The 12,792-nt window shown below is 63.8% G+C and carries 13 protein-coding genes; 7 read left to right on the top strand and 6 right to left on the bottom strand.

All coding sequences use genetic code 11. From position 1 onward, the window contains the following. Window positions 1-175: 175 nt before the first annotated feature. The 7 genes from nifH to BerOc1_RS16330 all read left to right on the top strand — a co-directional run bounded on the left by nifH (window position 176) and on the right by BerOc1_RS16330 (window position 5,896). Window positions 176-1,003, top strand: coding sequence for a nitrogenase iron protein (nifH, locus tag BerOc1_RS16360; RefSeq protein ID WP_071546814.1), 828 nt, complete (start codon window positions 176-178; stop codon window positions 1,001-1,003). Window positions 1,004-1,070: 67 nt separating this feature from the next. Next, window positions 1,071-1,394, top strand: coding sequence for a P-II family nitrogen regulator (locus tag BerOc1_RS16355; protein ID WP_242653023.1), 324 nt, complete (start codon window positions 1,071-1,073; stop codon window positions 1,392-1,394). Window positions 1,395-1,403: 9 nt separating this feature from the next. After that, the gene (locus tag BerOc1_RS16350) at window positions 1,404-1,775 is read left to right on the top strand and encodes a P-II family nitrogen regulator (RefSeq protein WP_071547161.1); all 372 of its coding nucleotides are present in this window, start codon (window positions 1,404-1,406) and stop codon (window positions 1,773-1,775) included. A gap of 34 nt (window positions 1,776-1,809) precedes the next feature. Continuing rightward, entirely contained in the window at window positions 1,810-3,375 is a 1,566-nt protein-coding gene (gene anfD, locus BerOc1_RS16345; protein ID WP_071546811.1) for a nitrogenase iron-iron protein, alpha chain, read from the top strand. Window positions 3,376-3,384: 9 nt separating this feature from the next. Further along, on the top strand, window positions 3,385-3,735 hold the full coding sequence (gene anfG / locus BerOc1_RS16340; protein ID WP_071546809.1) for a Fe-only nitrogenase subunit delta: 351 nt from the start codon (window positions 3,385-3,387) through the stop codon (window positions 3,733-3,735). A gap of 12 nt (window positions 3,736-3,747) precedes the next feature. Next, window positions 3,748-5,136, top strand: coding sequence for a Fe-only nitrogenase subunit beta (gene anfK, locus BerOc1_RS16335; RefSeq protein ID WP_071546807.1), 1,389 nt, complete (start codon window positions 3,748-3,750; stop codon window positions 5,134-5,136). A 112-nt stretch (window positions 5,137-5,248) separates the two neighbouring features. Next, a complete protein-coding gene (locus BerOc1_RS16330) occupies window positions 5,249-5,896 on the top strand; it encodes a gamma-glutamylcyclotransferase family protein (RefSeq protein WP_071546805.1) in 648 nt (215 codons plus the stop codon). Window positions 5,897-6,013: 117 nt separating this feature from the next. Here the strand turns inward: BerOc1_RS16330 and BerOc1_RS16325 are convergent, their stop codons facing one another. The 6 genes from BerOc1_RS16325 to BerOc1_RS16300 form a co-directional block, all read right to left on the bottom strand. Then, entirely contained in the window at window positions 6,014-7,657 is a 1,644-nt protein-coding gene (locus tag BerOc1_RS16325; RefSeq protein ID WP_084641650.1) for a sigma-54-dependent Fis family transcriptional regulator, read from the bottom strand. Between the two features lie 656 nt (window positions 7,658-8,313). Then, window positions 8,314-9,708, bottom strand: coding sequence for an NAD(P)/FAD-dependent oxidoreductase (locus BerOc1_RS16320; protein WP_071546803.1), 1,395 nt, complete (start codon window positions 9,706-9,708; stop codon window positions 8,314-8,316). A gap of 312 nt (window positions 9,709-10,020) precedes the next feature. Beyond that, entirely contained in the window at window positions 10,021-10,347 is a 327-nt protein-coding gene (locus BerOc1_RS16315; RefSeq protein ID WP_071546801.1) for a flagellar basal body rod protein FlgC, read from the bottom strand. An 89-nt stretch (window positions 10,348-10,436) separates the two neighbouring features. Further along, window positions 10,437-11,207 carry a GTP cyclohydrolase FolE2 gene (folE2, locus tag BerOc1_RS16310; protein ID WP_071546799.1) on the bottom strand — a complete coding sequence of 257 codons (771 nt, stop codon included), beginning with the start codon at window positions 11,205-11,207 and terminating at the stop codon, window positions 10,437-10,439. A 191-nt stretch (window positions 11,208-11,398) separates the two neighbouring features. Further along, the gene (gene nikR / locus BerOc1_RS16305) at window positions 11,399-11,818 is read right to left on the bottom strand and encodes a nickel-responsive transcriptional regulator NikR (protein ID WP_071546797.1); all 420 of its coding nucleotides are present in this window, start codon (window positions 11,816-11,818) and stop codon (window positions 11,399-11,401) included. Window positions 11,819-11,832: 14 nt separating this feature from the next. Further along, window positions 11,833-12,528: a class I SAM-dependent methyltransferase gene (locus BerOc1_RS16300; RefSeq protein WP_071546795.1), complete on the bottom strand. Its 696-nt coding sequence runs from the start codon at window positions 12,526-12,528 to the stop codon at window positions 11,833-11,835. Between the last annotated feature and the right edge of the window lie 264 nt (window positions 12,529-12,792).

The following is a 12,792-nucleotide window of genomic DNA, read 5'->3' as shown; positions in this document are numbered from 1 at the left end:
AATCCGTTCGCCCGGAGTACGGAATCGGCCCCTTTTTCGGTCTGGAAATCAAATTCGACCAATTTCAGCCCGGTTTTTCCCTCCTGGCATGCGCCATGCTCATATGAGCCCGAAACGAACCTCAAAAGGCGTCCCCGAAACCTGAAGCAGGGGCAAGAACGCCAAAGGAAAGAGCATGACCCGGAAAATCGCTATCTACGGAAAGGGCGGCATCGGCAAGTCCACGACCACGCAGAACACGGCTGCGGCCATGGCCAACTTCCACGACAAGAAAATCTTCATCCACGGCTGCGACCCCAAGGCCGACTCCACCCGGCTGATCCTCGGCGGCAAGCCGCAGGAGACGCTCATGGACGTGCTGCGCGACCAGGGCGCGGAAAAAGTCACCAAGGAAAAGGTTATCCGCACGGGTTACAAGGGCATCCAGTGCGTCGAGTCCGGCGGCCCGGAACCGGGCGTCGGCTGTGCGGGCCGGGGCGTCATCACCGCCATCGACCTGATGGAGAACAACGGGGCCTATACCGAGGACCTGGACTTCGTCTTCTTCGACGTGCTCGGCGACGTTGTCTGCGGCGGCTTCGCCATGCCCATCCGCGACGGCAAGGCCCAGGAGGTCTATATCGTGGCCTCGGGCGAGATGATGGCCATCTACGCGGCCAACAACATCTGCCGCGGCCTGGTCAAGTACGCCAAGCAGAGCGGCGTCCGCCTGGGCGGCGTGATCTGCAACAGCCGCAACGTGGACCAGGAGCGCGAGTTCCTGGACGAGTTCACCAGCGCCATCGGCACCCAGATGATCCATTTCGTGCCCCGCGACAACATCGTGCAGAAGGCCGAGTTCAACAAGAAGACCGTCTGCGAATACGACCCCACGGAAAACCAGGCCCTGGAATACAGCACCCTGGGCCAGAAGATCATCGACAACGACAACTTCGTCATCCCGACCCCGCTGACCATGGACGAGCTCGAAGCCATGGTGGTCAAGTACGGCATCGCCGACTAGCCGGCCCGGGGCGGGGCGGCGCCCCTCACCCCCGGACAATCTTTCACCCCTTGATAAGGAGCACCACATGGCACTGAAGATGATCAAGGCAATCGTTAGGGCCGACGCCGCGGACATCGTGGCCGACGGACTGGCCGAGGCGGGTTTCGCATCCATGACCAAGATAGGCGCGTTCGGACGCGGCAAGCAGAAAGGCATCACCGTGGGCACCATCCACTACGATGAACTGCCCCGCACCATCCTGCTGATGGTCGTCGAGGAGGCGGACGTGGACGAGGTCCTCAAGCTCATCCACTACAAGGCCTACACCGGCAATTTCGGCGACGGCAAGGTCTTCGTCACCCCGGTGGAGAACGCGGTCACGGTGCGCACGGGCACGAACGGACTGTAGGTGGCGGCCATGAAGGAAATCATCGCCATCATCCGGCCCCGGAAAATGAGCGCGACCAAGGAGGCCCTGGACGGACTCGGCTTCCCGTGCATGACCGCGGTTCAGGTACTGGGACGCGGCAAGCAGCGCGGCATAGCCGGCGAGCTCAACGTGGACATCCGCCCCGAGGAGCTGGCCAAGGGCAAGTACAAGGCCGTGTCCTACATCCCCAAACGCATGCTTTCGGTCGTGGTCCCGGACAAGGCGGTCGCCCCGGTGGTCAACACCATCGTGGAGATCAACCGGACCGGCCAGGTGGGCGACGGCAGGGTCTTCGTCTGCCCCATCGACGACGCCCTGCGCGTGCGCACCGACGAGCACGGCGAAAGCGCCATCCTGTAAACGCAGACCCCCGACAGATTCAAGGAGACACCCCATGCCATATCATGAGTTCCAGTGCAGCAAGTGCATCCCCGAACGCAAGCAGCACGCCGTGGTCAAGGGCGAGGGCGAGGACCTGACCTCCGCCCTGCCGCTCGGCTACCTGAACACCATTCCCGGGACCATATCCGAACGCGGCTGCGCCTACTGCGGCGCCAAGCACGTCATCGGCACGCCCATGAAGGACGTCATCCACTTAAGCCACGGGCCCATCGGATGCACCTACGACACCTGGCAGACCAAGCGCTACATCAGCGACAACGACAACTTCCAGATCAAGTACACCTTCGCCACGGACATGAAGGAAAAGCACATCGTGTTCGGGGCCGAGAAGCAGCTCAAGCAGTCCATCATCGAGTCCTTCAAGGCGTGCCCGCACATCAAGCGCATGTCCATCTACCAGACCTGCGCCTCGGCGCTCATCGGCGACGACATCGAGGCCGTGGCCCAGGAGGTCATGGAGGAGATGCCGGACGTGGACATCTTCGTCTGCAACTCGCCCGGCTTCGGCGGGCCCAGCCAGTCCGGCGGGCACCACAAGATCAACATCGCCTGGCTCAACCAGAAGGTCGGCACCGTGGAGCCGGACATCAAGAGCGACTACGTCATCAACTACGTGGGCGAGTACAACATCCAGGGCGACCAGGAAGTCATGATCGACTACTTCAACCGCATGGGAGTGCAGGTGCTGGCCACCTTCACCGGCAACGGGTCCTACGACGACCTGTGTTCCATGCACGGCGCGCACCTGAACGTGCTCGAATGCGCCCGCTCGGCCGAGTACATCTGCAACGAGCTGCGCAGGCGCTACGGCACCCCCCGCCTGGACATCGACGGCTTCGGATTCGAGCCCCTGGGCACCTCGCTGAAGAAGATCGCCCTGTTCTTCGGCATCGAGGAGCGCGCCCAGAAGATCATCGACGAGGAGACCGCCCGCTGGAAGCCGGAGCTGGACTGGTACAATGTCCGGCTGAAGGACAAGAAGGTCTGCCTGTGGCCCGGCGGCTCCAAGCTGTGGCACTGGGCCCACGTCATCCACGACGAGATGGGCATGGACGTGGTCTCGGTCTACACCAAGTTCGGCCACCAGGGCGACATGGAAAAGGGCATCGCCCGCTGCGAGCAGGGAGCCCTGGCCATCGACGATCCCAACGAGCTCGAAGGGCTCGAGGCCATGGAAAACCTCCAGCCGGACATCATCCTGACCGGCAAGCGCCCCGGCGAGGTGGCCAAGAAGATCCGCGTGCCCTACCTGAACGCCCACGGCTACCACAACGGCCCGTGGAAGGGTTGGGAAGGCTGGGTCCGGTTCGCCCGGGACATCTACAACGCCATCTATTCTCCCATCCACAAGCTCTCCCTGCTCGACATCAGCAAGGACGAGATTCCCACGGACAAGGGGTTCGAGACCCAGCGCATGATCTCGGACGCGGACCTGCCCGACGAGGTCAGGAACTCCCCCGACATGCGGGAATACACGGGCAAGTACAACTGCCTCAAGGACCTGCGCAAGAAGACCTACCCGCCGTTCGAACACAACGTGCTGGCCGACGCCGTCTAGGAGGGACCCATGGCCGAATCGATGCAAGACAAGATCGCCGTACTGGAAGACTACATCATGAAGAAATGCCTGTGGCAGTTCCATTCCCGGACCTGGGACCGGAAACGGCAGAACGAGAACATCCTGGGCATGACCAGGAGCCTCCTGCTGGAGGAGCCGGTCAGCAGAAAGACCCCGGAGGAACGCTGCTACTGGGTGGACGCCGTGACCATGGCCGAGGCGTTCAGGAAACGCTGCCCCTGGCTCGCGGGCATGTCCAAGGAAGACATCGCCGTTCTCATGGACGGGCTGTTTGCGCGGATCGACCACCTGACGGTCAGCGGTTCGCTCAACCAGGAACTCAACGACCAGCATTATTAGAAAGGAAAGCATATGCCCTGCGAAGTTAAGGAAAAGGAACGCGTCGGCTGCATCAACCCGATCTTCACCTGCCAGCCGTGCGGCGCGCAGTTCGCCAGCATCGGCATCAAGGAATGCATCGGCATCGTCCACGGCGGCCAGGGATGCGTCATGTTCGTGCGCATGCTCATCTCACAGCACTTCAGGGAGAGCTTCGAAATCGCCTCGTCATCGGTCCACGAGGACGGCGCGGTCTTCGGCGCGTGCTCCCGCGTGGAGGAGGCCGTGGACGTCCTGCTCATGCGCTACCCCGACGTCAAGGTGGTGCCGATCATCTCCACCTGCTCCACCGAGGTCATCGGCGACGACATCGACGGCGTGGTCACCAAGCTCAACGCCGAACTGCTGCCCCAGAAATACCCGGGCCGCGAGGTCCACCTCATCCCCATCCACACCCCGAGCTTCGTGGGCAGCATGATCACGGGCTACGACCTGGCCGTGAAGGACTTCGTCGCCCACTTCGCCGAGAAGACCGAGCCCAGCGAAAAGATCAACCTGATCACCGGCTGGGTCAATCCGGGCGACGTGACCCATCTCAAGCACCTGCTGGCCGAGATGGACGTGGACGCCACCGTGCTCTTCGAGATCGAGACCTTCGACTCCCCGCTCATGCCCTCGGGCAACCACGTGTCCCACGGCGAGACGACCATCGAGGACCTGCGCGGCACGGCCAACGCCCTGGGGACCATCGCCCTGAACCGCTACGAGGGGGCCAAGGCCGCGCAGTACCTGGAAGACGAGTTCAGCGTTCCGGCGGTCATCGGGCCCACGCCCATCGGCATCCGCAACACCGACACCTTCCTGAACAGCCTCAAGGCCATGACCGGCAAGCCGATCCCCGAATCCCTGGTCCGGGAACGCGGCATCGCCATCGACGCCCTGACCGACCTGGTGCACATGTTCCTGGCCGACAAGCGCGTGGCCATCTATGGCGCGCCCGACCTGGTCATCGGCCTCGCCGAGTTCTGCCTGGACCTGGAGATGCGGCCCAAGCTCCTGCTGCTGGGCGACGACAACGTCCGTTACGTGGACGACCCGCGCGTCATCGCCCTCAAGGAGAACGTGGACTACGACATGGAGATCGTGACCAACGCCGACCTCATGGAGCTGCAGGACCGCATCGTCAACCAGGGGCTGGAGCTGGACCTCATCCTAGGCCACTCCAAGGGGCGGTTCGTGGCCATCGACAACAATATCCCCATGCTCCGGGTGGGCTTCCCGACCTACGACCGGGCGGGCATGTACCGCCATCCCGTGGTCGGCTACGCGGGCGCCACCTGGCTGGCCGAACAGATGGCCAACACCCTGTTCACGGACATGGAATACAAGCACAACAAGGAATGGGTCCTCAACGTCTGGTAGCCCTTGATACCTCCATGGGTTCTACCGACTTTGACCGCGGGACCGCCGAAGGTCTCTTGCTCTCGGCCTTTGGCGGTCCCGCAACTTCACAACCGCACAGGAGGATACCCCCATGCAACCGATCACGGTCCGGACCGAAAGCCTGCCCAGGAAGGAACGGCAGGCGGCATCCAGGATCATCTATTTCGCCTACGGTTCGAACATGAACCCGGAACAGATAAGACAGCGCTGCACCGGCGCGGACGTCCTGGGCCCGGCCCGGCTCCCCGGCCTCGCCCTGGGCTTTTTCGGCAACAACCGGCTCTGGGACGGCGGCCTGGAGACCGTGATCCCGGCCCCCGGGCACACCCTGTGGGGCGTGGTCTACTCCCTGGGGCCCACGGACGCGGACAGCCTGGACGCCTGGCAGGGGGTCCGGCTCAACGGGACCGGCGACTATTTTCACAGCCCGGCCACGGTCTACGATGCAACGGGCGAGGGCCGCTACGCCGTCCTGTACAAGAAGGACCTGCTCGGCGACCCGGTGCCGCCAAGCAGGGAATACCTCCATTTCATCGTCGAAGGAGCGCGCGCCCACGGGCTGCCGCGGGCATACGTCGATGAACTGGCCGGACTGCCCCGGGCCCCGGCCCGCTTCATCGTGCCCAGGAGCCCGGCCGAGGCGCGCGACGGCACGCTCTCCACGTCCTGCCCCGACTGCACGAGCCTGATCGACGAGAACGGGCAACTGACCTGTGATCTTTCCGGCGGAGCCTCCTAACCGCCGAGTCCGCCCGCACGCGGACCCGAGGACGCAGACTGGCGATGGCGGGAACCCGGCAGGCTCCGCCATCGCCAGTCACACGTTCGGCAATGGGATCGGGTGAGGACGGTGCCCCTACAAGGCCCGCTTGTCCACAACCTGGCGGAAGGACTTGTAATTCAGGTTGAAGCGCTTCATGCGCAGCCCCATGGTCCGCCGGGTCAGCCCCAGGGCTTGAGCCGCCTCGGTGGTGTTGCCGCGATGCTGGCGCAGGGCCTCGACGATCATCTCGTATTCGATGGACCGCAGGCGCGCCTCCAGGCCGTTGGGCATACCGCTGTCCGCAAGCTGGGGCGACTGGAGGGACAGGGGCAGGTCGTGGCTGTGGATGGTCTCGTCGTCGGCCAGGATCACGGCCCGGTGCAGGACGTTCTCCAGCTCGCGCACGTTGCCCGGCCAGTCGTGGCGGGTGAGCATGTTCAGGGCCGAGGTGGAGATGGAGGTGATCCTTTTTTCGGTCTCCACGGCGTAGCGGGCCACGAAGTGCTCGGCCAGGGTGACGATGTCATTGCCCCGCTCGCGCAGGGGCGGGACCATGATCGGAAAGACGTTGAGCCGGTAGTAGAGATCCTGGCGGAAGGTCCCTTCCGCGACCATCTCGGCCAGGTCCCGGTTGGTGGCCGCGATGATCCGGATGGAGACGGTGATGGAACTGTTGCCGCCGACCCGCTCGAACTGGCGGTCCTGGAGCACGCGCAACAGCTTGGCCTGGGCTCCCAGGGCGAGCTCCCCGATCTCGTCCAGGAAGATGGTCCCGCCGTCGGCCTCCTCGAACTTGCCCTTGCGGGACTGGGTCGCCCCGGTAAAGGCCCCCTTCTCGTGGCCGAACAGCTCGCTCTCCACCAGGTTCTCGGGCATGGCCGCGCAGTTGAACTTGACCAGCGGCCCCTCGGGCGTCGGCCCGCCGTAGTGCAGCGCGTCCGCGATCATCTCCTTGCCCACCCCGCTCTCGCCGAGAAGCAGGGCCGTGGTCCGGGTCGGCGCGACCTTGCGGATCAGAGCATAGACCTCGCGCATGGGGGCCGAGTTGCCGATGATGTTCGGCGGCTTGAACTGTTCCTTGATGCGGCTGATGAGCTGCCGGGTGCGGTTCTCCCACTGCACCTTGTCCACGTTTTCGATCAGGTACAGCTCCAGCGCGTGGGCCAGGATGTAGGACATGACCACGAGCACGTCGAGGTGCTTGTCCACGAACCACTTGTCGTCGTAGCGCCGCTCCGCGCTGATGGTGCCCAGCACCTTGCTGCCGCGCACGATGGGCACGCACATGAAGGAGCAGTCCAGGTCCTGCTTGCCGGACAAGGATTCCGTGCGGTTGAGGAAGGTGGGCTCGTCGCCGATGCGGGAGACGACGATGGGCCGCGCGGTCTCGACCACCTTGCCGGTGATGCCCTCGCCCATGAGATACACGCCCCGGTCCTCCTCGGCCGGGGTCAGGCCGATGCTCCGGTGCACGAAGATGCGCCCGCTCTCGCGGTCGTACAGGCTGACCATGCCGCGCCGGATGCCCATGTCGTTGCGCATGTAGGCCAGCAGGCAGTCCAGGGCCCCGCTGAAGTCGTCGCGCTCGGAAAGCAGTTCGTTCATCCGCCGCAGCAGCGGAACGATCCGCCCCCGGCACGTCCCGGTGGAGCATTCCCCGGCCTTGCCGCTTTGCTTTTCCGCACAGGACAATCCCGTGCCGTCCTGCACCCCCGGAAAATGGGTTTCCGTTTCCATTCCGCCACGCAGCTTGTTCCCGACCGATGCCTGTCGCACGATGCCGCCTTCCCGTTTGATTTGGTTCCGAATGACCGCCCTTGCCCGCCCTCTTCCCAAAGGACGGAGATTACCAGGGAGCATACCCGAAACCTATGCATCGCAATGATCATGCCAATGGCTCGGGCCTGAAAACTCGAGACACGCTGCACATCAACACAATGAATTAAAAGGATAATATTCTTACCCGACCGGCAGGAGCGGCATCGATCCGGGGGACGAAAAGTACATTTTGGTACGATTCCGGCGGTAGCTTACACATACGGATACGATAAATGTAGCATCGGGCACGGCCCTCCCGGGGTGCCGCCCCATCGCTGCTGTCGACGGCTCCAGGCCCCCACACGGCCCCCGCTCAAAAGCTTTTGCCGCTTCACAGGGATTCTGCGATGGCGATCATTCTTATCTTTGCCCGACCGAACTGTCTCATCCGGCCGGGCTTCGGCGAAGACGCACGCTCCCCCTCAACCCACCCCACGCGCGCATGCGCATACAAAAAGTTTAGGAAGGGAGAGGGGATGGGGGCCCGGGGGAAGGGGAGAGGGAAAGCCCTTTGCAAAGGGTTTCCCTCTCCCCTTCCCCCGGCCGCCGGAGGCACTAATAAAGCACCCCGCCGCCTACGAGCGGCGGATGATTTCCTTGGCCGGGATGAGGGCGGTGGCGGCGGCACCGACGATGTTGCCGGCCACGCCGGGTCCGTCGCCGGCCACGAACAGGCCGTCCACGCTGGTTTCCAGGTGCTTGCGGGTGTCCACCTGGGTGGCGAAGAACTTGATCTCCGGGGCGTAGAGCAGGGTCTCGTCGTTGGACACGCCCGGGACCACGTTGTTGAGCTGTTCCAGGCCGTCCATGAGGTTGGTCAGGATGCGCTCGGGCAGGGCCATGGCGATGTCGCCTGGGACCACGTTCTTGAGCGTGGGCTCGATATAGCCGTTGCCGATGCGGTCCCAGGTGGACCGGCGGCCCCGGCGCAGGTCGCCGAACCGCTGGAGGATGGGCTTGCCCCCGCCGATGAGGGTGGCCAGGCGGCCGATGGATTCGCCGTAGGCCTGGTTGTCCTCCACCGGATCGTTCAGGACCACCTTGGACAGGAAGGCGAAGTTGGTGTTGTCCGACTTCTTGTTCATCAGCGCGTGGCCGTTGACGCAGACGAAGTCCTGGTAATTCTCGAGAGCCACGTAGCCGCCCGCATTGGTGCAGAAGGTGCGGGTCTGGTCGTCGTACTTGTTGGTGCGCACGAAGAAGGTCGGATCGTAGATGACCGAGCAGAGGTCCTGCATGATCTCGTTGTGGACCTCCACGCGCACGCCGACCTCGATGCCGCGCTGGGACACGCCGATGCCGTGCTTGCGCACCTCGTTGGCAACCCATTCCGCGCCCACCCGGCCCGGGGCGAGGATGACGTTCTTGGCCGTGTATTCCTGGCGGTTGGTGACCACACCCGCGACCCTGCCGCTTTTGACGACCACGTCGGTGACGTTCTCCGAGGTGTGAAAGACCACGCCCTTGTCCTGGATGTGGTCGGCCATGCCCGCGATGTGCCCGGGCAGGTTGTCGCTGCCGAGGTGCTTCTGCTTGATGACCAGCAGGTCGATGCCGTGCTTGCGCGCCTGCTTGCGGATCTGCTTGGCCTCTTCCATGTCGGTCGGGAAGACCTTGCCGTCCATGCCGAACTTGTTGAAGATCTCCTCGGTCTCGTCAATCAGCTTGATGGCCTCGGACGTGCCCACGAACTGAGTCAGATCGGTCTTGCCGAGCTTGTGGATGTAGTTGAGCTTGCCGTCGGAAAACAGCCCTGCCCCGCCCACGCCGCACAGGATGTTGCACGGTCGGCACTTGACGCATTCCTGATCTCCGGAAAGGGGACAGTTGCGCTTGAGCGAGCGTTTGCCCTTGTCGATGAGCAGCACGTCCAGGTCGGAGTGCTCGCCCAGGTAGTACGCGGCGAACAGCCCGGCCGGGCCGCCGCCCACGATGATGACGTCGAAATCGGTCTTTACTGCCTTGTTCATGTCGCAATGCCTCCGGCGCCCGGGGGAAGGGGAGAGGGAAACCCTTTGCAAAGGGCTTTCCCTCTCCCCTTCCCCCGGGCCCCCATCCCCTCTCCCTTCCTAAACTCTTTATCGGCGCTTCGCGCGGTCGGGTGGAGAGCGGGCGTGGATCCCCTGTATCGGGGTTTGGTGTTGTTACGCAAGTATGGCCCGTACCGGCCGCTCCCCGAAAAGGGAACGCGCGCAGACGGGCCATGATAGACCGTATGACATGGATCGAGGAGATGTCAAGGCGGGGCGCCGCCGGGCGGATTCAGGGGAGCGACGCCGGTATCAGGCGATCATGTTGAGCAGATGGCCGGTCATCTCCTCATCCGCACGGATGAAGGTGGTGTTGGCCTCGAAGGCGCGGCTGGTGGTGATCATGTCGACCATCTCGCGGCCCAGGTCGGTATTGGAGGTCTCCACGCCGCCCACCATGGAGCCGGGCGTGGTGGACTCGGTGATGGAGGCCACATCCACGCCCTGCCCGCCGGGGCCGGACTCGAGCGACACCGCCGAGGCCTTGAAGCCGTCGGTGTTCATGTTGGCGATGTTGTTGGCCGTGACGTCCTGCACGGTGGACAGGGCGGACAAGGCCGAGATGCTGGCGTCGGACATAAGTGATCACTCCCTTGGGCAGTCAGGGGAAGCAGCTACAACATGGTATAGTCCCTGAAGGCGCGGGATGCAAATCGGGCCTGGAGCGGCTACCCGTCGCTCTCGATGACCGCGAACGCCGAATGGTTGTGGATGGATTCGAAGGACTCCACCTCGACCTTGTACCAGGTGACCTTGGGGTGCTCGTCCAGCCCCTTGGCGGCCTCGCGGACCACGTCCTCGACAAAGGTCGGGTGGGCGAAGGCGGTCTCGGTGACGTATTTCTCGTCCTCGCGCTTGAGCAGGGAGTAGACCTGGCAGGAACCGGCGCGCTCGCCGATCTCGATGAGGTCCTCGAGCCAGAGGAAGCCGTCGAACCGCGTCCGGATGCGGACCTCGGCCCGCTGGGAGTGCGCACCCTCGTCCGAGATGGCCTTGGAGCACGGGCAGACGGTCATGACCGGCACGTCCGCGCCCAGGGTGAAGGTCAGCTTGCCGTCCTTGAGATAGCCGTCCACCCGGCAGGTGTAGTCCATCATGCCGCCCGTCTTGGTGACCGGCGACTTGCGGCGCAGGAAATAGGGGAACACGAAACGCAGGTGGGCGCTGCGGGCCTGGAGCCGGTCCACGACGTCGTCGAGCAGGGACAGGAAGGAGTTGTAGTCGAGCGTTCCTTCCCAGTGCTCCAGGGCCTCCACGAAACGGCTCATGTGCGTGCCCTTGAACTCGGCGGGCAGGTCCACGGACATGGACACCTGGGCCACGGTGTGCTGGACCCCGGACTCGCGGTGCCGGACGGTGATCGGCAGCCGCAACCCCTTGACCCCCACCCGGTCGATGGGCATGGCGATGGACGCCTGACTCTTCTGTACGTCTTCCATAATCTATCCCTTCCTTGCTCAGGTCTCCCCCCTCTTGCGCAAGCGGCGTACTCCCACCCTCCTCCGGCCCCGCGAAGCGGCACCAAAAAAGTTTAGGAAGGGAGAGGGGATGGGGGCCCGGGGGAAGGGGAGAGGGAAAGCCCTTTTCAAAGGGTTTCCCTCTCCCCTTCCCCCGGCCGCCGGAGGCCTTCTTAAATCAAGTCTTTGCCGGTGGTTGTCAAGGCGAGGTTGCCGTGCTTGACGCCCTTGGTGGAAATGAGTTTCTGGCCGAGTTCCTTGATGACCTCGGCGTCGCCCTTGAGGATGATCACTTCCAGGCAATTGTAATGGTCGAGATGGACGTGCAGCGATGACTGGATGACGTGGTGCGCCTCGTGCTGGATCTCGGTCAGTTTCTGGGACAGGCCGGACTTGTGGTGGTCGTAGACCAGGGTCAGGGTCCCGGCCAGGTCGCCCTCGGCCTGCTCCCACTCGCGCTGGACCAGGGTGTTGCGGATCAGGTCGCGGATGGCCTCGGAGCGGGTCTGGTAGCTGCGCTCCTCGCAGTGCTGGTCGAACTTCTCCAACAGGTCGGAATCCAGCGACACGCCGAATCGGATGGTCTTGCCCATAATGTCCTCCAATCTCAGGGGATGGTGATTTCCCACAGGTTTACCGTGGCGTTCTGGCCGCACAGGGCGACCTTTTCCACGGTCAATTTCCTTGCCTCGAACCCCTCGTCCGCGAGCCGCTCCCAGACGGGCCGGGACACGGTGCGCACGGGCTCGCCGATCCAGATGCGCCCGTCCGGGGCGAGCGCGTGGCGGAAGAGCCGGATCAGGGGATCGAAAAACCGCTTTTCGTAAAGCACGTCCCCGCCCCAGATGAAGTCGAACGCGCGGGCCCGGACCGCCGGATCGCGCCAGTCCATGAGCAGCCACAGGGGCTGGGGGACGTCGTTCAGCGCGGCGTTGTGCCGGGCGAAACGCACGGCGGGCCACTCGTAGTCGAAGGCGGCCACATGCGCACCCACGGACGCCGCGATCAGGCCGGTCAGGCCGAGCCCGCAGCCGATGTCCAGGCAGGCCCTGCCCGCAAGCCGGTCCGCGTTGCGCAGGATGTGCCGCCCGAGCAGCACGCTGGCGGGCCAGACCTCGGCCCAGTACGGCAGCCGCTCGTCCTCGTCCAGATCCTCGTCGTCCATGGCGTCCCACAGCGCCTCCATGTCCGCGGCCCGGTCGAGCAGCCAGACGCGCCCCCCGACCTCGACCTCCACGCGGGAGCCGGGATCGGGTGCGGCAAAGGGCTCTGACAGGCCGGATTTCGACGGTGCAACGCTCATACGCATCGGCCAGGATACCCCTGCTTCGTGCCATGGTCAACCACCGTCGTAATACTTTCTACACCACCACAATAAAACAAATATGACTATATTGAACACGTCTTCGCGCTCAATCGTCCGGAAACACGGAGCTATTTTGTCCGCCGCCGAAGTCTGTTCGTCAGCTTTTTGGCGGATTCGCGCATTCCTCGGCGAAAACGGACAAAAAGCTTGGAAGTGTCATTATTTTTACTGTTTCCAACAAAATAATCCCATGCTAATAGT

Origin of the sequence: Pseudodesulfovibrio hydrargyri (assembly GCF_001874525.1) — a bacterium.
GTDB lineage: Bacteria > Desulfobacterota > Desulfovibrionia > Desulfovibrionales > Desulfovibrionaceae > Pseudodesulfovibrio > Pseudodesulfovibrio hydrargyri.
The sequence above is the reverse complement of the archived record's forward strand: the minus strand, read 5'-3'. Positions and strand labels throughout refer to the sequence as shown.

Coding starts and splice junctions, on each gene's coding strand:
- nifH (WP_071546814.1), top strand. CDS start 176: ATGACCCGGAAAATCGCTATCTACGGAAAGGGCGGCATCGGCAAGTCC.
- BerOc1_RS16355 (WP_242653023.1), top strand. CDS start 1,071: ATGGCACTGAAGATGATCAAGGCAATCGTTAGGGCCGACGCCGCGGAC.
- BerOc1_RS16350 (WP_071547161.1), top strand. CDS start 1,404: ATGAAGGAAATCATCGCCATCATCCGGCCCCGGAAAATGAGCGCGACC.
- anfD (WP_071546811.1), top strand. CDS start 1,810: ATGCCATATCATGAGTTCCAGTGCAGCAAGTGCATCCCCGAACGCAAG.
- anfG (WP_071546809.1), top strand. CDS start 3,385: ATGGCCGAATCGATGCAAGACAAGATCGCCGTACTGGAAGACTACATC.
- anfK (WP_071546807.1), top strand. CDS start 3,748: ATGCCCTGCGAAGTTAAGGAAAAGGAACGCGTCGGCTGCATCAACCCG.
- BerOc1_RS16330 (WP_071546805.1), top strand. CDS start 5,249: ATGCAACCGATCACGGTCCGGACCGAAAGCCTGCCCAGGAAGGAACGG.
- BerOc1_RS16325 (WP_084641650.1), bottom strand. CDS start 7,657: ATGGAAACGGAAACCCATTTTCCGGGGGTGCAGGACGGCACGGGATTG.
- BerOc1_RS16320 (WP_071546803.1), bottom strand. CDS start 9,708: ATGAACAAGGCAGTAAAGACCGATTTCGACGTCATCATCGTGGGCGGC.
- BerOc1_RS16315 (WP_071546801.1), bottom strand. CDS start 10,347: ATGTCCGACGCCAGCATCTCGGCCTTGTCCGCCCTGTCCACCGTGCAG.
- folE2 (WP_071546799.1), bottom strand. CDS start 11,207: ATGGAAGACGTACAGAAGAGTCAGGCGTCCATCGCCATGCCCATCGAC.
- nikR (WP_071546797.1), bottom strand. CDS start 11,818: ATGGGCAAGACCATCCGATTCGGCGTGTCGCTGGATTCCGACCTGTTG.
- BerOc1_RS16300 (WP_071546795.1), bottom strand. CDS start 12,528: ATGAGCGTTGCACCGTCGAAATCCGGCCTGTCAGAGCCCTTTGCCGCA.